The sequence below is a fragment of the Actinomycetota bacterium genome (assembly GCA_018333515.1).
GTDB lineage: Bacteria > Actinomycetota > Aquicultoria > Aquicultorales > Aquicultoraceae > Aquicultor.
Window position 1 is genome coordinate 42,681 of record JAGXSZ010000006.1, and the last position, 23,413, is coordinate 66,093.

The following is a 23,413-nucleotide window of genomic DNA, read 5'->3' on the forward strand; positions in this document are numbered from 1 at the left end:
TCGCCTCCTATGCCAACAGGTTTACGGCTATGTTGCCTTCGATATTGCTGCCGGCCTTGATCTTTTGCGCTTCACCTTCGGTATTCAGAAGCCCCTGCTCCGCTTGCGTATCGGCACGGTTTTTGTGGAGACCTTGCCCGCCGCGGCTCTGCTGTTGCCCTACGAATACTTCGAACCTGCCGACCTGAATGCCCTGATTTTCGAGAGATTGCTTAAGGCTCTGTAAATTCGCCTCGAGCAACTCCTTTACCTGGTATGTCGAAGCGTCCAGTACCGCCTTGATCGAGCCGTTTTCGACGAGCAGATGTATCTTGAGTTCGCCCAGATATTTGGGGTGAAGCTGAATTTTGGCCTCGCCCTTGCCTGCGGAGAGAAGCAGGTCGAACTTCTCGACGAAATTATCGCTTACTTGGCGCACGACACCGTGGGGATCGGTCGCGCCTGCCTTTGCCGACTCCGCGGCATTCGCCATGTGCTGAGCAAAACCGGCCCTGGAAACGCTTGAGTTACGCTCGGCTGCCGAGCCGTTGACTTGAAGGTTCGTTTCGCCGCGTGCGTCGTGTGACGCGCCGCCCTCACTTCGACCACCTTCAACCTCCGAGCCGGCGACCTCGACAAGCGCCGTATCTTCTACCTGGGCCTCGGTCGTACTAGTATCCGCTACGCTACGACCTTCCTTCGCGGATACGGTCTCCGGCCGGACAGGCGCGACGTCATCGATTGCGGCTGTCATCGCATCGCCCGCCGCGCCTTGCTGCGCGCGAACCGCATTCCGCGCGTTCTCGCCGGCATTAGAGGTTGCGGCGAGTTTGTTCGCGACTATCGACTTCAATCCGTCCGTTGCCGGTCGCTCATTGTCGTTTACCATCCCGTCGAGCGCGTCACCTCTTACCGACATCCGACTCTCCGCGAGTAGCCGTGCCGCATGGCCTCCGATAGCGGGCGCGGTGTTCGTCAATTCCGCGTGGATATTACCTAAACCCCGCATCGTAGCCATCATGTTAGCGTGTGGGTTGAGAACGCCTGCCTTGTCCGCCTGGGCGCACTCTCCACTAATCACATGCGCAATGAGCTTGAAACGGAACGTATCGGTCCGCGAGCCTTCGGGCAAGCCTGTCTTCGCCGCATCCTTCAGATGGAGATTGAGCTTGAGTCTCAATGACTCCGGAAGGGTTTCAGCAGACCTCTCGAGTGCGTTAGGCGCCCCTTCGCTATTGAGGACAGCCTCAAGGCTTAGCAGCGCGTTCAAGATGAGATTATTTCCCTTCATCTTCTCCGCGCTTTCACTAAGCTCGGATATCGAACCGGTGATTGCGCCTTTGAGCCCTTCCATCTGAGACTCAATTCTCTCTCCGCCAAGCAGCGATGTCATTATCTCCTCCAGCTTGTCACCGAGAGCGGTCAACGCATCGCCCGCTTCCTCAAGGATCGCCAGGAGTTGTTCCTCGCTCATCTTTTGGTTGGAGAGTAAGCACGTCGGGGTATCGCCGAGTATGCGGGCTTCTGCTTCAGCCGGGGTCGAGCCGGCCGCGTCCATGTTCTCGGAGATCATGCCGGCTAGCAGGCCTTCGAAATCTTGAGCGGCTTCTTTTAGGTCCGCTCCTTGTGCCGGCGTGGATGAACGGCTCTGAGTCGAGCCGGATATGGGCAAATGAGCTATGTTCATATTTTCACCTCCCTTCAGCGAAATCGGTCAAACGGCTAGAGACCGAGTTTTTTGCTAAGAGCGGCAGCGCGATCCGTATCCATGGCGGATAGCACTTCGGCGGCTATCTCCTCGTCCATCACGCTTAATATGGACACAGCTTCACTGTCGGTAAGCTTGGACATGATAATAGCCGTTTGGCCGGCGTCCATAGCTTCGTAGATCTTCACCAGTCTTTTAAGCTTGTCCGAACTTTTGTCTTCCCCCGCCGCCGGATCCTCAGACGTCGTCGTTGTCGTTAATATCGTCGTTGTCGTCGTCGGAGTTGCTTCGGATCCGGTTTCCGCTGCTGTGGTCGTTGTAGTCGACCCACTCTTATCCTTTTTATCGGTTTCTTCCTTCGCGACATTAGTCTTTTTCTTGGCCGGAAATTTTATTACGCCGGTGTATTTGAGCGAGCCGAGCAGCACTACCGCATATACCAATATCAAGATAATGCTGAGCGTCGCTCCGCCTTTCTTCTTTTTGTCGGCGCTCATCCTCTCAACCCCTTATCTCTCCGGCGTCGCGTGACTTTCTCTACATAGGCCCGCGTTTCTTTAAACAGCGGTATCCCTTCGCGAGTCTCAAAAGCTTTATGTTGAGACAGTGTAAAAGCGCTTAGGCGATATCGTATTTTGTAAGGGCGCGAGCCGACTCGCTCAAGATCGCTCGGCATGATTCCTCCTTAGCGGACTCCCATCGTCCCTGTTGTGGCGGACCGTCGCAATCTCATCGATTATACCCTGTTCGACTCGTTCAGCCTCCAACTTATACTCACTAAGCTGTTTTTCCTCGAGCTTCTCTAGAACCTTCCGGTCTTTCGCGGCACCAAGCAAGCGCTCTTGAACTTTTCGAACCTCGTACGCAAGGTTGGCTACCCGGGATAATTGTACCTCTATCTGACGCTCCAATCGTTCTATGAATTTTGCATGCGCCGATATCTCGGTCGCGTCTATGGCGGATTTTTGCTTTTCGCGCAAACCTTTACGGGAATCGGCATGCCAAACGCTCAGCTCCGTCAAGCGCTCTTTTTCAGACTCATACAACCGCTTTACTTCAGCCAATTCCTTTTTCAGCAAATCTTCCTTCTTATGTCGATGATGGAGAACCGGCTTTAATTTAAAGACAAACCTATTCATAATGTCCCTTAGAACTCTTGTCGCTCGGCGAATATTTCCAGTAGCTCGGCTACCGTATCGTTAAAGGGAAGCGATTCTTCAACATCTTGCTTTAAGAACGCTCTCGCCTGATCTATCAAATCAATCGCGTAGTCTATTCGCGAGTTGCTGCCGCTTACATAGGCGCCGATATTGATAAGATCTTCGGCCTCCCTGTATGTGGCGAGCACATCGCGCAGCCGGCCTGAGCCGGCTATGTGTTCCCTGCTTACGATATCGGGCATTACCCTGCTTACGCTCTGCAAGACATCGATAGCCGGGTAATGGTTTTGAGCGGCGAGTCTTCGAGATAGCACGACATGGCCGTCGAGAATCCCTCGGACCGCGTCGGCGATAGGCTCATTCATGTCGTCCGCCTCGACCAGGACCGTATAGAGCCCGGTAATCGTACCGTATTTAGCGGTACCTGAGCGCTCAAGCAGCTTTGGCAAGAGCGCGAAGACAGACGGTGTGTAACCGCGGGTCGCCGGAGGCTCACCGATTGCGAGCCCGACTTCGCGCTGCGACATAGCAAACCTCGTCACAGAGTCCATCATAAGCATCACGTCGAGGCCTTGGTCTCTAAAATATTCGGCAATCGCCGTTGCCGCGAACGCACCTTTAAGACGTATCAGCGCCGGCTTGTCGGATGTAGCCACAACCACGACTGAACGCGCCAAACCTTCCGCGCCTAAATCTTTTTCGATGAAGTCGCGAACCTCCCTGCCCCTCTCGCCGATCAGCCCGATAACATTGACATCCGCATTCGTATTTCTGGCGATCATGCCGAGAAGCGTGCTTTTTCCGACACCACTGCCGGCGAATATACCGATTCTTTGCCCCCTGCCGCATGTCAAAACCCCATCGAGGGCCTTAACTCCCAGCGTGAGCGGTTGACTGATCCGCGCGCGCTTTAGCGGGTTTGGGGGTTGGTTGTGGAGCGGGTACTCCTTTTCGGGAAATATCAGACCCTTATCATCTATGGGACTACCTAAGCCGTCTATGACTCTGCCCAAGAGGGACCTGCCGACCCCTGCCGACAGAAACTTGCCGCTCGCCACTACTTCGCAGCCCGGTTTGATGCCGCTCATATCTCCTAGAGGCATGAGAAGAACTCTATTCTCCTTAAAACCGACGACTTCAGCCTCGACCGGAGGCTGGTTCCTGGATATGTGCAAATAGCAGACTTCGCCGACCTGGGCAGGCGGCCCCTGCGCTTCGATTACGAGGCCTACAACCTGGGTAACCCTGCCATTCTGCTTAATCGTCGAGATCCTCCTGAGCGCGTCGTGCAACTTGACGAAATCCGGGGTGCTCTGTTGCGAATCAATCAACGTCGATTGCTCCCTTTAAGGATTGCCTTGCTTCGTTTAATTGAGACTCGATACCGGCGTCGATATTACCGGCGTTAGTCTCTATCACGCACCCGCCCCTTCTTATCCTGCGGTCGGCAATCAATTCTATTTTTTCAATCCCATCCATGGCGCACATGAGATCTTCTTTCGCTTTCTTCATCGCCTCGAGGTCCTCGGAGTTGACCCGTATGACGATATGCTCCCGCTCCACCGCTAATAGCAACGCTTTTTTCGCGATCTTCGTTACGGTCTCGGGATTGAGCTTGACGTGCTCGGCAACGATCTTCTCCGCTATATCCAACGCCAACTCGACGATATTTTCTTCCGCCCTGTGAATGAACTTCCATTTCTGTTCGGAGGCTTCTTGGGCTAGTGCGATTATCGCTTGAGTCGTCTCGGCGACCCGCAACGCCGCCCTCTCCATGCCGGCACGGTGCCCCGCTTCGTGGGCCCCGTTCCTGATTTCAACCGCATCCGCTTGCGCTTTTTCGATAATAGCGGCCGCTTGCGCGTGAGCATCGGCCAAGCCCTCGGGACCCCCCGTAAGCCCGGACGCACCGGGCTCATAAGCCAGCCTATCGAAACTCAAGCTCTTTACGCTGTCGCGGTTGCGAATAATTCTAGACAACTATCTCTTCCTCTCCGCCGCGCGCTATGATGATCTCCCCGTCTTCCTCTAGACGGCGGACTGTGTTTACTATCTCTTGCTGCGCGAGTTCCACGTCTTTTAGGCGAACCGGACCGAGAAACTCCATATCTTCGCGGAGCATCTCTCCGGCTCGTTGCGACATGTTGGCGAAGATTTTCTCTTTGAGTTCGTCATTCGCGGTCTTAAGCGCGAGGGCGAGCCTCTTCGTCTCGACCTCGCGAAGAACACGCTGAATCGCACGGTCTTCGAGGTTGATAACGTCCTCGAACGTAAATAGCTTGCGCCTTATCTCGTCGGCGAGTTCCGGGTTTTCGTCCTCAAGAATCTCAAGAATGGCCCGCTCGGTGCCGCGATCCACCTGGTTGAGTATCTTGACCGTCGCATCGAGACCGCCCACGGCGGCATACTCCTGACCTCTGGCGAGAGACGATACTTTAGATTCGAGGATGTTTTCTACCTCAGCGATAATATCCGGCGTCGTCCTATCCATCAAAGCGATACGCCGCACCACCTCGGCCCGCAAGACCGTCTCGAGCTGTTTTAAAATCAACGATGCCTGCTCCGGGCGAAGATGGGTTAAGACCAACGCGATAGTCTGCGGATGCTCGTCCTCTATAAAACTCAATATCTCGTTAGGGTCGGCGTTACGTAAAAAATGAAAGGGGGCTATTTCGAGAGTAGCGCTCAAGCGCTCGATAATCTCACGGGCCTTGTTCTTGCCGAGCGCCCGCTCAAGAATATCGCTCGCGTACTCGAGCCCGCCGGAGGTGATAAAGCCCTGCGCTTCATACAAGTCATGAAACTCGCTGAGAACCTTGTCGGTGACTCCTTGGGGTAACTTCTCAACGTGAGCTATCTCCGCGACCAGCAGCTCGACCTCGCCTTCGTTGAGCCTCTTTAACACCTGTGCCGACAAATCCGGCCCCAGTGCGAGCAGGAGGATTGCGGCTTTTTGCCTGTCGGATACTCCTTGCTTAAGGCCTCCCGAACGTATCCTTGCCACCACTTGCAATCAACCCCCGTGATACTTTGTATAAAACTAATATGCTTTCCGCGTGACCGTTACGATAAAAGACGCGGGCCTTAAGACAAAAGGCCGGCATTGTGCGCCGAGTGCCGGAGCCTGTGGCCGGCAGAGCGCCTACGTGTTTAACCAGATGCGCAGCAACTGAGCGACGTCTCCGGGTCTCTCTTTCGCGAGGTTTTGTATCTCCTCTTTCGTGAGCTGCGATTTTCGCTGCTCAATCTGCATCTCTCTCTTCTTCTCGGGTGTAATATTGCTGATACTTATATCTCCGAGGTCTAGACTCGCGGCCCCGGCCGCCGACACCGAGCGAGGTATCAACAACTCCGGTCGCCTTGCGGGCCTTAAGCTAGAGATAACTTTCAACAGAGCGAACATACCCACTATAAATACAATCGCGACCAGCGCATATTTGCCGTATTCCGTATACATCTCCCGCTGCTGGGCATCGGCGATAGCCTTTTCTTCCTTTTTCATCCATTCGGTATCAAAAGGCACGCTGCTAACGGTTAGCACATCGCCCCGGCCCTTGTCGATGCCGCAAGCCGCAGCTACCAATTGCTCGATCGTCTCATCAAGAATCGGCTTACTGCCGTCATTGTTGACGACTACCGCGACCGACAACTTCTTGAGTTCGCCGGGCGGTTTTACCTCTTCTTCGCTGATTTCGGTAAAACCGTAGTTGGTCGTTTTCTTCTGCCGCGAATAATTCGACTCACCGTCACCCTGGCCGCTGCTCGGATATGTCGCGGATGCCTGCTGCTCGGTGGTGTTAGGACTCGGCACTTGGGACGTGACTCCGGGGATACCGCCCGGTGCGGCGCCTTTGCCCTCGTATTTCTCTTTGTCGACCTCTTCGCTGACTACGACAGGTGTCTCTTCTTGTTTGACGATTTTGCTCGCCGTACTCTTCTGGGTGAAGTCGAGGTCGGCCGAGACTCGCACAACGGCATTGTTCTCGCTCCCCAAGACTTTTCCGAGCATAGACTCGATCGATTTCTCGAGTGTTCCCTCATAAGCTTCCTTGGCGCCCAGCTGGGTCTTGGTGTAATTACCGCCCGATGCGAACGACGAATCTCCGGTGGCATCATTCAGGATATTGCCGGCGGTATCGACGACCGTTATGTTCTCGGTCTTTAGCCCTTCGATGCTCTTCGAGACCAAATTTACAATACCTTGAACCTTATTATCGGCAAGCCTGGCGCCGGCACGGGGTTTTATTACGACCGAAGCGGTCGCCGGATTCTCCTTATCCTTATAGAGCGAAGGTTCGGGCATGACTATGTGTACCCTGGCCCCCTGTATCTCGTTTATCTGCGAGATGGTCCTCCCCAACTCACCCTCCAAGGCCCTTCTATAATTGAGCTTCTGAGCGAACTCCGATAATCCAAAATTGGTCTGGTCGAATATCTCGAAACCGACCGTGCCTCCCTCGGGCAGGCCCTCGCCAGCCAATTGGATACGGGCTTCATGGACTTGATTGCTCGGAACCTCGATTATGCTCGAGCCGTTGAGACGATAGGGAACTTTCTTCTCTTGGAGTTTGGCCACGATCGCGCCCGCGTCTTCGGAACTCAAGTTCGAAAAGAGAACGGAGTACGATGGTCTTGTGACCCAGAAGAAGAGCGAACCCAGCGCAACGACAAATAAGATGACCGTCATCAAGATAATCATCTTCTGATTTATATCAAGCTTATCCCAGCCTGTTTTGGCGTTTTCAAGCACTCCGGGGGGCGATGCCATGAGCTAATTCTCACCCACCTTAAACTTGCATTCTCATTACTTCCTGATATGCTTCCATTACTTTGTTCCTGAGTTGGATTGTCAGCTGCATTGCGACGCTTGCTTTTTCTACCGCGATCATTACTTCATGGACATCAAGCTCACCGGCGGCGAATTTCTCGACCGCCGTATCCGCGCTTTTCTGTAATTCAGATACTTTGTTGATTGTTTGATCGAAGACCTCGGTAAATGAGCCGAAGACTTTCCCAGACGGACTTTCGACCCTAGCCGGTGAGATTGCCGCACCCTGTATCGGATTGAGCTTAACGGGATCTATTTCCATATCGGCCGACCTTCTTTACTATATCTCCAGCGATTTCATAGCCATACTTTTTGCCGCGTTCATCACAGTGACGTTGGCCTCATAGGCACGTGTCGCCGCAATCATGTTTACCATCTCTGTTACGACATTTACATTCGGCATTGCTACATATCCATTCGCGTCCGCGTCCGGGTGCTCGGGGTTGTACGTCATGCGGGGAGCGCCGCTATCTTTCAATATGGCCGCTACTTTGACTCCTTGTCCTGCTAAAGTGCTGCCCGCGCTCCCTAGTAATTGAGAAAAACCGCCTCGACCCTGCGGCGTCATGACGATATCCCGCCTTCGGTAGGGGCCGCCTTCGGCCGTCCTCGTCGTGTTCGCGTTGGCGATGTTGCTCGATATCGTATCCAGCCATAAACGGTTTGCGCTAAGACCCGATGAACTTATCCGCAGCGTCGAAAATATACTCACGTCTTACCTCCTTCCTTCGTTGATAACATTCTTAAGACCGGTGAAACGGCCTGCGATTAGCTGAGCCATAGTATTGAACCGGATATTATTTTCCGCCAAATTCGTCATCTCTTCATCGACGTCGACGTTGTTGCCATCCTCGCGCATTGAAGTCGCGTTAAGCACGTCGACTCGCGCACCGACCCCCGCAAGCGACCTTCCTCCGGGGAAATGCCGCGCATCGGTCTGCCGCATTCCCGAATCGTACTTCTTATCCAGCGCGCGCTTTAGCTCCCCCTCAAATAGGACTTCTCGCTTTTTATAGCCGGGTGTATTAATATTCGCTATGTTCTCCGAGATTACCTGCTGCCTGAGCGAAGTCGCGTCCAAGCCTTTTTGCAGAACGACGATCGCGGCACCTGAAAACAATTTCCCAATCAATTCCGGTCGCCTCCAGCCGCCTCTAGACTCTCAAAGACCTCTTCGAAATTGCTCCCCGAGGCAATATACTTGTCGATGAGCGCCTTAGGGAAACGCCATGCCTTGCCTATTTTCAGACCCGGCAATTTTTTCTCGCGCGCGAGCCTGCAAACCGTAATCCGGCTCATCTGCAAATATTCGGCAAGCTGTTTTGCGGTCATGATATCTGTGGTACTCTTCTTCATCACAATCCTCCGGCTTCGCCGTTGGTCTCGCCGGCTAAACACCAGATCCGTCATCCGGCAATCAACGGCTTTCTATATGTTAAGATAAAAACCGATTACTTATCAACTAATTAGCCAAATTATTATTTTTTAGAAGCCTATTTTATAAGATACGGTTTTTTGCGCTTTTTGTGTGCTAACCACAAGCCATTTTATCGTTTTCAATAAGATATAACATCTTTTTGATCTTTTCCTATCTCGCAGCGCTGGAACGATTACATGCGAGCGGCGAAGAAAACAATTTTCGGCTCTAACTCTGAGGAATCTTCGGGGAGGTTGATGTTGATTTGATTGGTGCGGAATACTTCTGTCATTCGGTATTCCCTGGCCCCTGTTACCAGCCCGGCCCTGTCAACCCTTTGTTCGCCTCGCGCCTCAGAATCCATGCTTAAAGCTATTGCTTCCGACATCTTCGCTCCTTATCAACGGTCTCGCGACCTAATGTTAACTTCGGCAAGGAGCGGAGAGCGCTTTAAGGTTTTTTAAGATTAATAGCCCTGCCTATATGCTCTGTCTAAGCTCGGCAATTAGGGGGGAGTTCGGGTATTTGCCCGCGCCGGCGTCGAAGACCTCCGCTGCGAGGCCTATCTCACCTTGTTTTATGAGGGTGCGACCTAACAGTACGAAGAGCCCGAGTTCTTCGACTCCTCTATGCAACGCTTCAAAGAAAAAAGTCTTAGCCTCCTCGAAGAACTCGTTGTCGAACGCAGTGCTGCCAAGGATATAAAAAGACTCTCCATCGGCGCTTCCGCTTTCGTACGCGTGAATCAACTCCTCGACAGCGATTTCGTTATAGCCTGCATCATAATATATCTTCCCAAGGAATAGACTGCTCTCGCCCGGCGACAGGCCGAACTCGTCTAATAGGGCTACGGCTTTTTCGAAGACGTCCAGATTTTTCAGCTCTAAGAGTTTTCCCATAAGGTCGGCGACAATTTCCAGTGCGCTATCTTTCTCGGCATCATTCAGCGAAATCGAAGAGGCCTGTCCCTTCGATAGGGAAGCGACCGATCGATAAATCGCGTGAACCAAAGCAAAATCTTCGATGCTTTTGATGAGGTCGATGGCCTCGATCGCTCGCTTACTATCTCCGATGAGCATATAGCAGACCGACTTGTTTGCGCATGCCGCGGAGTAATGTCGGCTCGATATCGCGACCTTATCGAACTCAGCGATCGCCTCCTTGAAATACCCCAGATTAAACAAGCATTCCCCCTTAAGGAGCGCCGTTTGCGAGGGCGCGGAACCTCTTTCCGCTAGTCGTTCTATATATATCAGGCCTATATCGTAATAGCCGGTTTGGCTAAATAGAAGCGATAAGGAAGAAAGCACGGCCTCGGATGCCGGGTCAACCTGCGACTCTAAAATTTGCCTGACATTTTCCGGCCCGTTTTTGCGCATTAGAAGCAGTCCTAAATCATACGCGGCCCGGCCATACCCGGCATTCAACGCCAGGGCTTTTTCATAATAACATATAGCCTTCGCCTCGTTGCCGAGGGCCAAACATGTTCGGGCGGCCATGTACGCCGCCATATAACTACCGACGCCTGAATGGCCGTAATAGAGACTTCTTCGCGAACCCATCGTCAAGCAAGCCTCAAAACACGTTGAGGCCGATGCGTAGTCCCGCTCCTCGAAATGGACCAAGCCCTCCAAGTAGAATAGATCCGCATATTCCGGATAAGCGTCTTGAGCATCCCTGAGCAGCTTGAGTGCCTCGCGGTGCCGGCCCAGTCCCTTAAGACACAGCGACATGTTACTCACGAGCCTCGCGGCGTTTTGAATATCCGAACCCGCGAGATTCGCGAAAGCACGCTTGTAAGTCTCGAGCGCTCTCTTGAAGTCACCCTGCGCTAAGTAATCGACCCCGACCTTGATTCGAATACTCGAATCGCCCGAGCCGTCATCCGGCTCGCCTACAATAAACCTAAGGTCACGCTGCGCCTTACCGGTGTTTGGTCTATTCAGATAGCTGAAATTATTGACCCTGACCTCCGCGACACCAACACTCGGGTCGTTAGGGCCGGCGCTCGCCTTTAACTGCTCCTTGCCTCCGTCAGCGAAACGATACTCCGATTTGTTCCGCCAAAGACTGAAGGAAAGATTTGAAACGGCGCCATCTTCCTCATGCTCCCCGATGTAATATATCTCACTAAGATAGAATCGACTACGATCAATGTCTTGAATCAATTCAGCCAGCCTCGATACGTCCTCCGCTATCAACTCTTCATCGGCGTCGAGAAAGAGCACCCAGTCGCAGGTAGCGTTCTCCAGGCAGATGTTGCCGGCTTCCGACCAACTGTTGTTCCACGGGTGGAAAAATACCTTCGCGCCATAACTCCGCGCGATCTCTACGGTCTGATCGGATGAGCCGGTATCGACAATAATAATCTCGTTCGCTACGTCTTTGATGCTCTCCAAACTCCGTGCGATATTGGTTTCGTCATTTCTGACTATCATCGCTACCGATAGCGACGCAAGCTCGATATGCTTATCCGGAAATCGCCAAGGCTCCCGCATGAAGCGTGTGGCAAAGACCTCTATCGGGTCGCTTTCTCCCAAATCATCCGCCGGGAAACCCGGGGCTGTGCTCGTGAGGCCAAAAGCTAAACCGCAATCGCTCGTTCTCTCGTCGTCTAGCTTTTTACCAGGCACAAGCCCACCCCCCCTCTATCGTCGGCCCTAACCTTTTTAGCTACCATCATATAATGAGAGTATTGAATCTCGGCGGTCAGGCTCTCCGCCGCCACATTCAACGGTTTGATGCTCTTCATGAAAGCGCTAGCCTCATCGGAGTCGACACGCCCATTGGTGATCCCCTCTACGGCTTCGATCTCAAATCCCGCCAATTTGAAGATATAAACGATTTCGCGCAGGGTAAACGATTTGGGATGGGTCCCGTCCAAAGTGCCGCTACCGCTATAGCGCCAACAACCCTTCAGGAAGTCCTTGATTACCGGCAAAAACAATGTGTTGGGAATGGACGCTATAATCCTGCCGCTTGCGGTCAAGAAGTTCCCCTGCTTCGACAACGCCCGCCAGGGCTCCCGCAAGTTCTCCAGCACCCCCCTATAGATAATGCAATCAAAGAAATTACTCCTAAACGGAAGCTCCACTTCTTCTATATTACCTATAATAACCTTGTCGAGGCGGTCGATGGCCTTGTTCGCGACGACCTCGTTCTCTTCAACGCCGAAAATCTCCTTAACACCTTTCGACCTCAAAATATCGCTAAGGAGTCCCTCACCGCATCCAATCTCCAGAACCCTCTTTGCCTCGACCGGCACGGTCCTCGCAATAATCTCGTCATCTCTTCGGGAATTAAACCTGTTTTTTTCATAGGTATGCGCCTTATCGTTGTTTACGGACGCGACGGCATCTCGAATCAGCATCCCGCTATCTCTGTGTAACGCATGCTCCAGTATAAACTCTAGCCTTTTGACATAAGTGTGCTCTTTTAAACATCGCTCACGTGCGAGACGAGCCATTTCTTCTCTTTCGTCAGAATGCTCTAAGTAATACGCGATTTTATCGGCCAACTCAACGGGCGATGTGAAGATATCGACCTCTCTGCCGACCTCAAAGTATCTTTCAAGATTGGGCGATACGCTCTCGATTAGCTGGAAGCCGCCACTGGCCGCAATCTCGAAGGTCTTGTGCTCCGGCGAAGAGCGCACGATATCGCATTCTTGCCCGTTGACTCGGAGCGTCAAATCGCGGTTGCCCCGCGGATTTAGATTTATCTTCGCATTCGAATAGTATCTCGCCCTATCCGCGGCGTATATCGCCCGGTTAGAAATCGACTTATTAAGCATATGCGCGGATTTTAACGCGTCCCATCGCTCACCTAAGATTCTCGTTCGAACATCGCCGTCGATAAGAAAACCGGCTATCGCATCGATAACCTCGGCGGAGCCGCCATCGGCGGAGCCGATAACGCACACGTCAAACTCAAAATGAGAAGCGGGCTGTTTCTTAAAGACACCCGGGAATGCCGCTTGTGGTAAGTAAGCTACATTCGCGCAACCGGCATCGAGGTAAATTTCGACGAGGTTCGACTCGAATGTGAATACGTAGTCGTAAACATACGAATACTTAAGTGTCTCGTCCGCTCCATTGTCGTCCAAAACCCACAATACGACTACGGCTCCCATTTTTTGCATCGACCGAACGGTCATCGGCGGCAGAAAACAGCCTTGGGTAGCCAGAACCAAATCGGGCTCAAAATCAGAGACGAGCTGGAGAAGCGGAGCGGCTGAATGCCTATAGAGTTGATTAGATGAATAGTCTATGTCATATGCTGTTTTAGCATGGTTAAACGCATCGTCGAAGAATTTGATGTGAGCGGCAAAATCGAACAACCTGTAATCGACGCCCATATCGCGGAGGGTTAAATCGATATACCTATCAAACGGTTTATCAGCCGAATCCAAGCCGGAGTTAACGAATACGACCTTCACCTGCAACCCCTTCTTCAACCACTTCTAGACAAAGACTTTAATTACCGCTGCGATATATGAGTCGCAAAATCCCTGAAACCATAATGTACCCATGTTATCAAAAATCCATAACAGAAGCGACACATTCCGACAACACGTAACCACCTTAGAAAATCCTAAGGTGGCCAGAGGGTGTGCTTGATTTTTGAGAAGCTTAGCGAATCTCTCGCCAAGCGGTCCTTAGCTCTTTTAGCAGCGCTTCGATTTGCCGTATCTTCGCGGCATCGTTAGTGATATTGGCAATCGTCAGTTCCTTTTGCATATACAGGTAGAGGCTCTGCAAGCTTTCCGCGATCTCCCCGCCGGCCTCATGGTCGAGCGAGGCTAGAAGTTCCTCGACAATCGCCATCGTCCTCGTAATGTATTGCGTTTTTTGAGAGACGTTATTATCTTTCATGCTGAGCGACGCTTTATTGAGAAACCCTATGGCTCCATCATAGAGAAGAATGACGAGGTCGAGAGGTGTTGTCGATGTGTTGACCATGGCATGCGTATATGCGTTTTGCGCGTAAGCCGTATTTGGCATCATTATTTACTGCCTCCGATACTCTTTATCTGTGTTTGCAGCTGGGTTAAGTAATTTCCCTGACCTTGAAGTTGCGCCAACTGCCGGTCGAGGTTTTCAAATTTCTTTCTGAGCATTTTTTCGGTCTTGCTTAACCGGAGTTCCATATCGGACCCGCGCTTGGTTATGACCTTGATCGTCGCCCGGTATCCGTCTTGCTTGTCGGGAATAGCGGTCTTGATATAGCTGTCGAGTTTCGATTCCAGGCTCGTACCCATAGTGTTGAGCATCTTGGTCACATCTGCCGTACTCGCCGACAGCTTACTGTCGAACTTTGCGGCATCAAAGCTCATCACGCCATATTTGTCTACCGAGACGCCGATATCGGCCAGGGTCAACCCGCTGTAAGCGTTGCTTGTCAGCCCTCGCAGTTCGGAGTAGACCGTGTTGACGACATTGTCGGTGCGAAGCAAGCCCTTGCCGGTCGAGCCGCCCCGAAGATCTTTTACGGTGCCCATCAGGTTGTTGTAGGCCCCGGTAAGCGCGGTCATCTTCGCTTTAAGCGCGTCTCTATCCATCGAAACATCGAGCGCGAGCGTGCCGCCCGCCGAATCTTTCTTAAGGCTCAAAGTGACACCGGAAATGACATTCGTTATCGTATTCGATGAGTTGGTCACGGCAAGACCATTTACGGTAAGCGAGGCGTCCCTGGCTGCCTGAGATTGGGTCATATTCATAACGCCGGCGGTAGGATTCCCGGCGGCGTCATAGCTGGTGGGATTGAACGCGAGCCTCGATAGCCCGATTAAATCCGTCTCCGCGGCTTCGCCGAACACGCCGTTATTATCTTCGTCGACGAGCACCGAGATTCTGTTTGAAGCTCCGGTCGTTGTCGAAGTTAATATCAACCGGTGTCCTGTCCCGTCATTCAAAATAGAAGCCTTGACGCCGGCATTGGCGCTGTTTACGGCATTGCGCACGCCGGCCAACGTGTTGTTATTGGCATCTATGGTTATGGTAACGGGATCCGCCGCGCCGACCTGGATCTTAAGTTTCTGTACGGCATGCGTAGTTAGATCGGCCACGGCGGCTGTCTCCGAGGTGAAAGCCGCCGAATAAATACTCTGCACGCTCGCGATATTATTGACCTTGATATTATGGAGAGCGGCGACCGCGTCGGTCGTCGCGGACGCGGTAAAGACGTTGCTGTCTTGCGAGACCGCCTTCATGCTTATGAGGCTGCTTCCTTTGATCGCGGTCATCGAACTCTTAAAACCCGAAAGAGCCGAGAGCATCGTGCCCAACCCGCTGATCTTCGCTTGGTAGCCGGCTTCTTTTTTCTGTAGCCGGACGAGCGGCTGGCGCTCGACCTGCATGAGACCTTTGATCATACTTTCGACGTCCAAGCCCGAATAGATCCCTGAAGTCGCTAAAGCCATGATACACTACACCTCTCTATCAACAAGATGTTCGATGATTTTCCGGACATGCTCAGCCGCCGCGATCATCTCTTTCGACGGAATCTGCTTTGTTACATCGCCTTTTTCGTCTATGAATTGGATAACCGTTTGCTTGTTGTCTAAAAGCTTGAAGACCGCTTTGTTGCTGGGAGCCTTCTCGATTTCAGGCTTAGGGTCCGCTTTAGGCTGTTTGCCTGCCCTTGCCGCCATGTCGGCACGCTGAAGTTTGGGCGACTCGGCGAGTGCGGTAATCCGCTTTATCTTTAAGCTCAAATCGGTTGAACCTATCTTCCACATTTCCATAGTATTTGAAGGGAGGGCTTAAGCCCTCCCTTCAACCCTCCAAATCTACCTGCCGCCCAACAGGGAGAGTACGTTCTGAGGCAATGAATTCGCCTGAGTAAGTACTGAGATACCAGCCTGCTGGAGAATTTGTGATTTAGTGATGTTCGCTGCTTCAGCCGCGAAGTCGGCATCCATGATGCGCGAGTGGGCTGCCGTGATGTTCTCGAGAACGTTCGACAAGTTCGAATTGGTCGACTCGAACCTGTTCAAGATAGCGCCGAGTTCCGCTCTCATGGTCGTGATGACCTGGAGCGCGGAGTCGACTCTCTTCATCGCATCGTTGGCTTTGTCCGCGGTTGTAACGTTTACGCTGTTAAGAGTCGTGCTGTCTTTCGCGATAACAGCGCTCGCGCCGAAACCGAGCCTGTTGTTCGCATCGGTCACGGTGATGTTGTTAGCTGCCGAGAGCTTGATGAAACCGCGGGTCTGGGTTGTGCCGGCGGCGAATGCTACCGTATCGGCGAGGCCGGCGTCTACCTTGGTAGCGGTCAGGTCGATATTGCGACCATCCGACGCGGTAAGCGCGATATTGGTGCCGTCAAGGGTCGCCGTGACACCCGTCTCGGTGGAGTACAGGTTGATCCGATCCATGAGCGCGGCTTGCGAGACGCTGGTTATGCCTGAGTAAGACGCGACGACCACGGTGTTGATGGTGAGCGAGTAAGAGTCACCCGCGTTATCCATGGTAACGCCCGCGCTGGCGGTATTGGAAAGCCTGGTTCCGGATACGGCTGACGCGGTCACGCCGGTTATGCCGCTCGAATTAATCGCCAGCGCTTTCGCGTAAGCACTGCTGGCGGCCTGGCCCTTACCCGAGCCCACTACGGAGTCGGCTACGCGGACGCCGTTGATCTGGACGTTATCGCCGACTACTATGCCGTTGGCATCGACAGCCGTACCAGCGGTCTGCTCGGCGATTTGACCGATTTGCGTGACCCTAAGGCCGGTCGTCATAGAGAGCGCGATGGTCTGGCCGGATGAGGCGCCAACCTGGAATGTCTTGGTGCCGAGGGTACCGTCGAGCAATGTCTGGTTGTTGAACTGCGTCTGGGTAGCGATCCTGTCCATCTCTTGGAGAAGTTGCTGGACCTCTTTGTCGGTCGCGCCGCGGTCCAACGATGTGTTGGTCGCGTTGGCCGACTGGACTGCCAGCTCCCTGACCCTCTGGAGGGCGTTGGTCATCTCATCGATGGCGCCCTCAGCGGTCTGCACCATCGAAACCGCGTCGTTCGCGTTTCTGATAGCTTGGTTAAGACCTCTGATCTGTGACGACATTCTCACTGCGATAGCGAGACCGGCTGCGTCGTCTTTTGCGGAGTTGATGCGAAGACCCGAAGATAGCCTCTGCATCGCTGTCTGGAGCGGCATGAGGGTCTTACTTAGGTTCCTCTGTGCGTTGAGTGATTGCATGTTTGTGTTGATTACTAAAGCCATTCTTGTTTCCTCCTTGAATTTCCTCTGTTTATTTGGCATCCTTGCCATTGCCGTCCGTAACCGAGAGTGCCCTTTCCGGCCGGCCGGTGCCCGAAAAGATCCTCCCTGAACAGGACTGGACTTAACAGTTATATCGTCAGCTTTTTAAAGTTTCTCCACAAAATCAAGGAGGTTTTTTTAAGAAATATCTTTGGCGAGAAGGTCACTTAGGTTCTGGAGGGCGTCTTTAGATGTGGAAGCGGCGCGGTCATTCTCCTCAAGAATAGCCTTGTATATCTCCTGGCGGTAGACGGGGATATTCTTAGGAGCTTTGATGCCGATTTTAACGTGGTCGTCTTTTACCTCGACTATGAAGACCTCGATATCGTTGCCTATGTTAATACTCTCGTTGATCTTCCTGGTAAGAACCAGCACTCTTCCTCCTAGGCTTCTGATATCAGCGGATGCTTAGTCATATAGCCATCATAAGCCAAAATAACCTGAATTGCTAAGTTATTGCGAAGATTAATGATTATGGGCGCGGTGAGATTGGCGGTGATCTTTTTCGGGTCGCCCGGGATGGTCAAAATAGACAAAACCAAAAGTGATGCTTCGCAATCGGCTTCGCCTTCTTCCGCGGCTTCAAGCTTCTCCAAATCCCACTCGCTTATGGCCGGGTTATAGTCTTTAAAATATGCCCAGGGCTCAATTACGACAAAAGCGACATCCGCCAACTCAGTCGATTGAAGCCAGGCCAGCGGGCTGTTTTCCTTATGCGGTATCAAGACAAATTCCTTCGCGTCGGGAAACCCCGGTATGCTCTCGACAAATCGTATTATTTTGTCCTCATCTATCTCGACTACTCCAAATCTGGTGGTCGCAAACTTCACTCTGGACGTCATTTCAACCTTTGCCATAATTTTTTCGGGAGCCTCTTCGGGCATCAACGATACAGTTCGGGCATCCATAGGTGTCTCCTCTGTTTAATAATATTAACGCTAATAGCTCGTTTGTTAAACGACTTCCATCTATTTTGTTTACTCCGCGGACGCGCAGTTTGGCGATAGCGCTTATACCCCGCGCCGCTCTTATCCTCAAAAGCTATCTCAAGAAGTCGATGAGCGACTTCTGTATGGACATGCTCCCGGTCATAAGCGCCGACTGGTACACATTCTCTTCGGCCTTCAGCCTGACCACTACCTCGGCGAAATCAGCGTCCTCGACGCTACTTAAGATCTCCGTCAGGTTTAGGCTGTCCTCCATATGTCTATCGTTCGCGAAATCCAAGCGGTTCAGCCTCGCCCCGACAACCGCCAGAGAATCCGTAATCGCATCGAGCGCGTTATCTATAAGGCTGGTAGAGGCCGATACCGACGCGAAATTACCCGCGCGAAGGTGCGCGCCGAGGTCGAGTAAGACCTGAAAAACATCGGTCGCTCCCTTAAAGACGGTATTTCCGGCGAGGTTTACCTTGATGGTCGCCCCCTTGCCGATATCGTAATCGATAGTGTTGCCGTCTCCGTTATAGTTCACAGCAGGCGCCGGCGCGCTTACCTGAGTAAACGGTGCCGTCGTCGTCCTTTGCCCCGAGAAGATATATCTTCCGGCAACGTTGGCATTCCCGATATTGACCATATCGGCCACTATCGAATCCACCTCGTTCGCGATTTTGTTCAGCTCGCTTTGGCCGAGCGTGCCGTTGGCGCCCATAACAGCCAGCTCTTTAGCCCGGTACATAAGCTCAGTGGCGTTTCGCATCGATACGTCCGCGGTCGATAGCCACGTGATGCTGTCGTCGACATTGCGCGCATACTGCTCGATCTCCTTAACGGACGACCTAAAGCTGAGCGATTTATTGACAGCGGCCGGGTCATCGGAGGGGCGGCGATTTATCTTGCCCGAAGCTAACTGCGCCTGATACTTCTCAATGCGGCCATATGAGGCGGATATGTTGTTAAGTATCGTGTTGGAAAGCATATTCTGGGTAACTCTCATCTACTTCTCCCCCTATCTGACCATTTGGTTTATCAATACGTCGAGCATCTCGTCATAGATATTGACCAGGCGCGCGGCCGCTTGATAGGCGCGCTGAAACTTAATCATATTGGTCGCCTCTTCATCCAACGAGACCCCGGTCACCGATTGCCGGTGGTTCTCTATCAGTTCAAAATAGAGTTTGCCGTTCGCCAGCATTCTGGTAGCTTGCTGAGACTCGACGCCAAGATTAGTTACGATGGACCGATAGTAGTCGTCCATGGTAACGGTGTTGCCGCTCATGGTAAACGCATCCTTTATGCGCGCAATCGCCAGCGCATTCGCGTTGTCCCCTACCGCGCCGCTGAGTGACGCGCCGATTCGCCTCGGGTCGGACATGTCCGCGCTTATGGCTATATTCGCGGCGCCGGTTCCCGCAAAGAAATTCCGTCCCGCCAAACCATCGAGGCCGATTCCGACGAAATGGACTGAATTGACCCTATCGATAAGCGCCGCGGCAAGCGTATCGAGCTTACCCTTGTAAGCCGGCACCGTCGCGTCGCGCATCGTGGTCAAACCCTTTAGCTCACCGCCGTAAATCGTGGCATTAAGACCGGAGGCCTTCCACCTCACGTCGTAGTAGCCGTTGTTCAACGGATTGGCCGTCGTCTCGAGTTCGGTATGGTTGTATTCCGAGACCAGTTGGGCGCCGTTTATATATACGACAAGTGTGCCGGTATCCATTTCGCGGAGTTGAACATCGACCATCTTGGACAATTTGTCGACCAGTAGATCTCTTTCGTCGAGCAAATCGTTCGGCTCGGCGCCGTAGGTCTTGACCCTGAGCACATCCCGGTTTATCTCCGATATTCGGCGTGCTATCGTATTTATCTCGCTCACTTTGACCGCGACTTGCTCGTTGAGGTTGGCCTGGACTCTGGTGAGCTTCCCGTCCAGTTGGTTGAAGACCGTTGCGACCATGCGCCCGGTTTCGATTACCGACGTCCGCATCGACAAGCTCTCGGGGTTTTTGCTCAACTGCTGCCAGGAATTCCAGAGTTCACCCATGGCCTTGTGTAATCCGCCGTCCGAGGGCTCATTTAATATAGTCTCGATTTGCTGCAAAGTGCTTTGGGTCGTCTCCCAACCACCGAGCGACTGGTTCTCACGCCGTATCTGACCGTCGTAGAAGCTATCACGTACCCGTTGTATGGAGTGAACCTCGACACCTGTCCCGAGCTGCCCTTGAATTAGCGGTCTGTTCCACGAAGGAGCTGGGAATGAGGGTGTCGTCCCCTGGATGACCCTCTGCCTCGAATACCCGGGCGTGTTTGCGTTAGCTATGTTGTGCGATGTGACGTCCATAGCGTATTGGCTCGTCTGCAGCGCTTTTCGCGCTATATTTATACCAAAGAACCCATTCATCTAAGACACCCTTTTATGCTCTTCCGTCGAACAAACGCGGTTTCGAATTACGTGCGACTGATTTTTCAGCGTAGCAAAAGCTCTCATCATCGGAGATAAGCGTGCCGAGCAGGAAATCGATGTAACCGATGCTTCTCTGCGCCAACTCGGCATTGGTCCTGTTGGCTTCACTGAGAGCTTCGATAACTTCGAGGATCTCGTCCCTAAGCCGGGCGGCCTCGGCGGCCATCGTGCCGCTCAAGCTATCCATAACCGAAGAGAGCGTTTGGGGTGGTTGGGACGGAGTCTGGTTAAGCCCCGCCGATATCAGGGCTAGGCGCTCGCGCTCGAGTTCGCGCACGGTTTCGATCAACCGCTCTGTCGCCCTGATGACTTCCATCAGTCCCTCCGCATCTCGTTCTAGGATGAATCTCTCTTCTCTTTCCGCCAGTTCAAGCAAGTCCCGGTACGATTCTCTCTCGCATCTTAATACATCGACTAGAGCAACATCATCGATCTTCAATTTTCTCACCCTTGGTATAGTCTAGACCATCTTATCGACAATCATTCGATGGACTATCTTGTCTGCCACTTCTTTGCTGGTTACTTCGTAATCACCAGACTTGATTTTGGTTTTTACCTCATCAACCAGGTCTTTTCTAACATCAGGAAGCTTTCTGTAGGCTTCTATTGCTCTGTTGGCCCCTTCCCCGCGAGCCGTTATGGTGACGGAATCAACATTGCGGCGGAGCGCTTCCGTTTTCTGCTCCGAGCCTTTTGCCCGGTCGGACGTTTTGTTTTCGACCTGCCGCGCATACTTGTCTAAGACCTGTTTGACTTGCTCATTTGAGACCTTCATACAACTCACCCCACTTGCTCATAGTTATCGTCAGGTTCCGCCGCTTTCTCCAGCGTTCCGGCAAAACCGCCTCGACAATTACGCAAACGCGGGTGAAACAAACCGCTCACACGAACCGGCTCGGCGCCGGCGCACTTCTCTACTTGACATATTTCGCGATACCCTAGACCCTTCAACCTGTCGACGATATTGGCTATGCCCTGATATTGGTAGCTATCATCAGCATCTCTTCGGCTGTCTTGAGGGCACGCGAATTTACCTCATACGCGCGTTGCGCGATGACCAACTGGGTCATCTCATCCGCAAGCTCCACGTTCGAGCCCTCGACAAACCCCTGGGTCAACCGCCCCACGCCATCGCTCTCGGGTATCTCTTCGACAGCGTTGCCGCCGGCCGCAGTCGGAACGAAGACGTTCTCTCCAACCGCTAACAGGCCATTTGGGTTATCGACTTTGAAGAGTGTTATGGTACCGACCTCTCGAAGCTCTCCGGTCTTGATATCGACGACCCGAACCTGACCGTTCGGCAGTATATTAAGGTCGGTTGACCCTTCGGGTAAGGTTATCGCGGGGTCCAACGTATACCCTTGCGACGTAGTGAGCTTCCCGGTTGAATCAGCGTTGAAACTGCCGTCTCTCGTATAGGCGGGGGTTCCGTCCGGAAGTCGAACCCGGAAAAACCCCGCTCCGTCGATAGCGACATCGTATGGGTTGCCGGTCGCCTCCAACCTGCCCTGATTAAATATTCTCTGGGTCGATGCGACCCTAACCCCCGTGCCGATCGATATTCCCGTCCCGCTTGAATTATCGGGCTCAAACTCTCCTAAGGCATTTGCCTGCATATAGCCGAGATCCTGAAACTGCGTAATATTGCGCTTAAAGCCGGTCGTACCGATATTCGCGACATTATTCGAGATTGCGTCCACCGCCGCTCTTTGCGAGTGCAGCCCCGACGCCGACGTCCATAATGCTCCAATCATGCTACCCTCCTTCTTACCGTATCCATGTAATTTCGGACTAGAGCAGGCATAGAGAATGTCGGTTAAGGGATGTTGGGTTTGACCCGCCTCTATCAATCGGCGGTTCTGGGGAGACCTCCGTTTCCGGTCCAGCCTCTTACGCTAATCTACCAACATCATTGACCGCTCTACCCAAGATTTCGTCCTGGCTCTTCAATATCTTCTGGTTGGCCTCGAAAGACCTTACCGTCGTGATCATGTCGACCATCTCGATCGTAACGTCGACATTCGAGCCTTCCAAATACTTTTGCCTGACGCGAGCTTCGGAAGCCTTGCCTTCGGTCTGTGAGATAAACAAATTGCTTCCGGCCTTCTCCAACTCATCGGCATCGAAATATCGTATCTTTAGCTTGTCGACAAAGGTATCGTCGACGTAGATATTTCCTGTCTCATCGATAAAGACCTTATCGCCATCGATCGCTATGGCTCCGTCTTCGCCTAACACAAGATTTCCATCCTGGTCGACCAATCTGCTAAGGCCGTCGATTCCGAAGCTTCCGTTTCTCGTATATCGCTCACCCGCTTGAGTCCCGACCGCAAACAACCCGTTGCCGGATAACGCGACATCGAACATACTTCCGGTGTGGCGCAACGGGGCGTCCGTATTTATGAAACCGGTTTCTCCGATACCGACCCCGGTACTTAGCCGGCCGAGGGGAGCCTGAGCAGCCTGCGTGCCGACCCTCTTTTCGGATGCGTATACCAATGCCTCCGGAAAAGAAGTTATCGACGCGTAATCCCGTTTAAATCCGGTTGTGTTGACATTGGCCAGGTTGTTCGAGATAACATCCTGCTTGTTCATTAGGGCAAGCATCCCTGTAGCCGAGGCGTATAACCCTCTTATCATATTGCACCTCCTTTCCCTG

The 23,413-nt window shown here is 52.7% G+C and carries 26 protein-coding genes; all 26 read right to left on the reverse strand.

Annotation, left to right across the window (positions count from 1 at the left end; genetic code table 11):
- Positions 1 to 7 precede the first annotated feature (7 nt).
- Positions 8 to 1,666 (reverse strand): flagellar hook-length control protein FliK, encoded by a 1,659-nt coding sequence (locus tag KGZ93_01835; GenBank protein ID MBS3908369.1) that lies wholly within the window; start codon positions 1,664 to 1,666, stop codon positions 8 to 10.
- Positions 1,667 to 1,701: 35 nt separating this feature from the next.
- Entirely contained in the window at positions 1,702 to 2,184 is a 483-nt protein-coding gene (locus KGZ93_01840) for a hypothetical protein (GenBank protein MBS3908370.1), read from the reverse strand.
- 162 nt (positions 2,185 to 2,346) lie between these two features.
- A complete protein-coding gene (gene fliJ, locus KGZ93_01845) occupies positions 2,347 to 2,826 on the reverse strand; it encodes a flagellar export protein FliJ (GenBank protein ID MBS3908371.1) in 480 nt (159 codons plus the stop codon).
- Between the two features lie 8 nt (positions 2,827 to 2,834).
- Positions 2,835 to 4,139 carry a flagellar protein export ATPase FliI gene (gene fliI / locus KGZ93_01850; protein ID MBS3908372.1) on the reverse strand — a complete coding sequence of 435 codons (1,305 nt, stop codon included), beginning with the start codon at positions 4,137 to 4,139 and terminating at the stop codon, positions 2,835 to 2,837.
- Between the two features lie 31 nt (positions 4,140 to 4,170).
- Positions 4,171 to 4,827, reverse strand: coding sequence for a hypothetical protein (locus tag KGZ93_01855; protein MBS3908373.1), 657 nt, complete (start codon positions 4,825 to 4,827; stop codon positions 4,171 to 4,173).
- The gene (fliG, locus tag KGZ93_01860; GenBank protein ID MBS3908374.1) at positions 4,820 to 5,860 is read right to left on the reverse strand and encodes a flagellar motor switch protein FliG; all 1,041 of its coding nucleotides are present in this window, start codon (positions 5,858 to 5,860) and stop codon (positions 4,820 to 4,822) included. The genes KGZ93_01855 and fliG overlap by 8 nt, the downstream gene beginning before the upstream one ends.
- 129 nt (positions 5,861 to 5,989) lie before the next feature.
- Positions 5,990 to 7,615 carry a flagellar M-ring protein FliF gene (gene fliF / locus KGZ93_01865; protein ID MBS3908375.1) on the reverse strand — a complete coding sequence of 542 codons (1,626 nt, stop codon included), beginning with the start codon at positions 7,613 to 7,615 and terminating at the stop codon, positions 5,990 to 5,992.
- A gap of 19 nt (positions 7,616 to 7,634) precedes the next feature.
- Positions 7,635 to 7,937 carry a flagellar hook-basal body complex protein FliE gene (fliE, locus tag KGZ93_01870; protein ID MBS3908376.1) on the reverse strand — a complete coding sequence of 101 codons (303 nt, stop codon included), beginning with the start codon at positions 7,935 to 7,937 and terminating at the stop codon, positions 7,635 to 7,637.
- Between the two features lie 18 nt (positions 7,938 to 7,955).
- Complete coding sequence (gene flgC, locus KGZ93_01875; protein MBS3908377.1) at positions 7,956 to 8,387, reverse strand: flagellar basal body rod protein FlgC; 432 nt, start codon at positions 8,385 to 8,387, stop codon at positions 7,956 to 7,958.
- A gap of 3 nt (positions 8,388 to 8,390) precedes the next feature.
- Positions 8,391 to 8,807, reverse strand: a complete 417-nt coding sequence (flgB, locus tag KGZ93_01880; GenBank protein ID MBS3908378.1) for a flagellar basal body rod protein FlgB — start codon at positions 8,805 to 8,807, stop codon at positions 8,391 to 8,393.
- Positions 8,804 to 9,031 carry a helix-turn-helix domain-containing protein gene (locus KGZ93_01885; protein ID MBS3908379.1) on the reverse strand — a complete coding sequence of 76 codons (228 nt, stop codon included), beginning with the start codon at positions 9,029 to 9,031 and terminating at the stop codon, positions 8,804 to 8,806. Before KGZ93_01885 ends, flgB begins: the two co-directional genes overlap by 4 nt.
- Positions 9,032 to 9,285: 254 nt before the next feature.
- Complete coding sequence (locus KGZ93_01890) at positions 9,286 to 9,480, reverse strand: hypothetical protein (protein ID MBS3908380.1); 195 nt, start codon at positions 9,478 to 9,480, stop codon at positions 9,286 to 9,288.
- Positions 9,481 to 9,571: 91 nt separating this feature from the next.
- Positions 9,572 to 11,725 carry a glycosyltransferase gene (locus KGZ93_01895; protein MBS3908381.1) on the reverse strand — a complete coding sequence of 718 codons (2,154 nt, stop codon included), beginning with the start codon at positions 11,723 to 11,725 and terminating at the stop codon, positions 9,572 to 9,574.
- Positions 11,707 to 13,530: a glycosyltransferase gene (locus KGZ93_01900; protein ID MBS3908382.1), complete on the reverse strand. Its 1,824-nt coding sequence runs from the start codon at positions 13,528 to 13,530 to the stop codon at positions 11,707 to 11,709. Before KGZ93_01900 ends, KGZ93_01895 begins: the two co-directional genes overlap by 19 nt.
- 193 nt (positions 13,531 to 13,723) lie before the next feature.
- Positions 13,724 to 14,098 carry a flagellar export chaperone FliS gene (fliS, locus tag KGZ93_01905; GenBank protein MBS3908383.1) on the reverse strand — a complete coding sequence of 125 codons (375 nt, stop codon included), beginning with the start codon at positions 14,096 to 14,098 and terminating at the stop codon, positions 13,724 to 13,726.
- Positions 14,098 to 15,513: a flagellar filament capping protein FliD gene (fliD, locus tag KGZ93_01910; protein ID MBS3908384.1), complete on the reverse strand. Its 1,416-nt coding sequence runs from the start codon at positions 15,511 to 15,513 to the stop codon at positions 14,098 to 14,100. The genes fliS and fliD overlap by 1 nt, the downstream gene beginning before the upstream one ends.
- Before the next feature lie 6 nt (positions 15,514 to 15,519).
- A complete protein-coding gene (locus KGZ93_01915) occupies positions 15,520 to 15,807 on the reverse strand; it encodes a hypothetical protein (protein MBS3908385.1) in 288 nt (95 codons plus the stop codon).
- A gap of 75 nt (positions 15,808 to 15,882) precedes the next feature.
- On the reverse strand, positions 15,883 to 17,313 hold the full coding sequence (locus KGZ93_01920; protein MBS3908386.1) for a flagellin: 1,431 nt from the start codon (positions 17,311 to 17,313) through the stop codon (positions 15,883 to 15,885).
- Between the two features lie 177 nt (positions 17,314 to 17,490).
- Positions 17,491 to 17,727: a carbon storage regulator CsrA gene (gene csrA, locus KGZ93_01925; protein ID MBS3908387.1), complete on the reverse strand. Its 237-nt coding sequence runs from the start codon at positions 17,725 to 17,727 to the stop codon at positions 17,491 to 17,493.
- 8 nt (positions 17,728 to 17,735) lie between these two features.
- Positions 17,736 to 18,260, reverse strand: coding sequence for a flagellar assembly protein FliW (locus KGZ93_01930; protein MBS3908388.1), 525 nt, complete (start codon positions 18,258 to 18,260; stop codon positions 17,736 to 17,738).
- A 133-nt stretch (positions 18,261 to 18,393) separates the two neighbouring features.
- Entirely contained in the window at positions 18,394 to 19,287 is an 894-nt protein-coding gene (flgL, locus tag KGZ93_01935) for a flagellar hook-associated protein FlgL (GenBank protein ID MBS3908389.1), read from the reverse strand.
- 12 nt (positions 19,288 to 19,299) lie between these two features.
- The gene (gene flgK / locus KGZ93_01940) at positions 19,300 to 20,691 is read right to left on the reverse strand and encodes a flagellar hook-associated protein FlgK (protein ID MBS3908390.1); all 1,392 of its coding nucleotides are present in this window, start codon (positions 20,689 to 20,691) and stop codon (positions 19,300 to 19,302) included.
- A gap of 13 nt (positions 20,692 to 20,704) precedes the next feature.
- Positions 20,705 to 21,193, reverse strand: coding sequence for a flagellar protein FlgN (locus KGZ93_01945; protein MBS3908391.1), 489 nt, complete (start codon positions 21,191 to 21,193; stop codon positions 20,705 to 20,707).
- Between the two features lie 21 nt (positions 21,194 to 21,214).
- Positions 21,215 to 21,529, reverse strand: a complete 315-nt coding sequence (gene flgM, locus KGZ93_01950) for a flagellar biosynthesis anti-sigma factor FlgM (protein ID MBS3908392.1) — start codon at positions 21,527 to 21,529, stop codon at positions 21,215 to 21,217.
- A gap of 193 nt (positions 21,530 to 21,722) precedes the next feature.
- Positions 21,723 to 22,508: a flagellar basal-body rod protein FlgG gene (gene flgG, locus KGZ93_01955; protein MBS3908393.1), complete on the reverse strand. Its 786-nt coding sequence runs from the start codon at positions 22,506 to 22,508 to the stop codon at positions 21,723 to 21,725.
- Positions 22,509 to 22,644: 136 nt separating this feature from the next.
- On the reverse strand, positions 22,645 to 23,394 hold the full coding sequence (locus KGZ93_01960; GenBank protein ID MBS3908394.1) for a flagellar hook-basal body complex protein: 750 nt from the start codon (positions 23,392 to 23,394) through the stop codon (positions 22,645 to 22,647).
- Positions 23,395 to 23,413 lie beyond the last annotated feature (19 nt).

Excerpts from the sequence above, each read along its gene's own strand:
- KGZ93_01835 (MBS3908369.1), bottom strand. The coding sequence starts at position 1,666 with ATGAACATAGCTCATTTGCCCATATCCGGCTCGACTCAGAGCCGTTCA.
- KGZ93_01840 (MBS3908370.1), bottom strand. The coding sequence starts at position 2,184 with ATGAGCGCCGACAAAAAGAAGAAAGGCGGAGCGACGCTCAGCATTATC.
- fliJ (MBS3908371.1), bottom strand. The coding sequence starts at position 2,826 with ATGAATAGGTTTGTCTTTAAATTAAAGCCGGTTCTCCATCATCGACAT.
- fliF (MBS3908375.1), bottom strand. The coding sequence starts at position 7,615 with ATGGCATCGCCCCCCGGAGTGCTTGAAAACGCCAAAACAGGCTGGGAT.
- fliE (MBS3908376.1), bottom strand. The coding sequence starts at position 7,937 with ATGGAAATAGATCCCGTTAAGCTCAATCCGATACAGGGTGCGGCAATC.
- KGZ93_01885 (MBS3908379.1), bottom strand. The coding sequence starts at position 9,031 with ATGAAGAAGAGTACCACAGATATCATGACCGCAAAACAGCTTGCCGAA.
- KGZ93_01890 (MBS3908380.1), bottom strand. The coding sequence starts at position 9,480 with ATGTCGGAAGCAATAGCTTTAAGCATGGATTCTGAGGCGCGAGGCGAA.
- fliS (MBS3908383.1), bottom strand. The coding sequence starts at position 14,098 with ATGATGCCAAATACGGCTTACGCGCAAAACGCATATACGCATGCCATG.
- fliD (MBS3908384.1), bottom strand. The coding sequence starts at position 15,513 with ATGGCTTTAGCGACTTCAGGGATCTATTCGGGCTTGGACGTCGAAAGT.
- KGZ93_01920 (MBS3908386.1), bottom strand. The coding sequence starts at position 17,313 with ATGGCTTTAGTAATCAACACAAACATGCAATCACTCAACGCACAGAGG.
- KGZ93_01930 (MBS3908388.1), bottom strand. The coding sequence starts at position 18,260 with ATGGATGCCCGAACTGTATCGTTGATGCCCGAAGAGGCTCCCGAAAAA.
- flgL (MBS3908389.1), bottom strand. The coding sequence starts at position 19,287 with ATGAGAGTTACCCAGAATATGCTTTCCAACACGATACTTAACAACATA.
- flgK (MBS3908390.1), bottom strand. The coding sequence starts at position 20,691 with ATGAATGGGTTCTTTGGTATAAATATAGCGCGAAAAGCGCTGCAGACG.
- flgM (MBS3908392.1), bottom strand. The coding sequence starts at position 21,529 with ATGAAGGTCTCAAATGAGCAAGTCAAACAGGTCTTAGACAAGTATGCG.
- flgG (MBS3908393.1), bottom strand. The coding sequence starts at position 22,508 with ATGATTGGAGCATTATGGACGTCGGCGTCGGGGCTGCACTCGCAAAGA.
- KGZ93_01960 (MBS3908394.1), bottom strand. The coding sequence starts at position 23,394 with ATGATAAGAGGGTTATACGCCTCGGCTACAGGGATGCTTGCCCTAATG.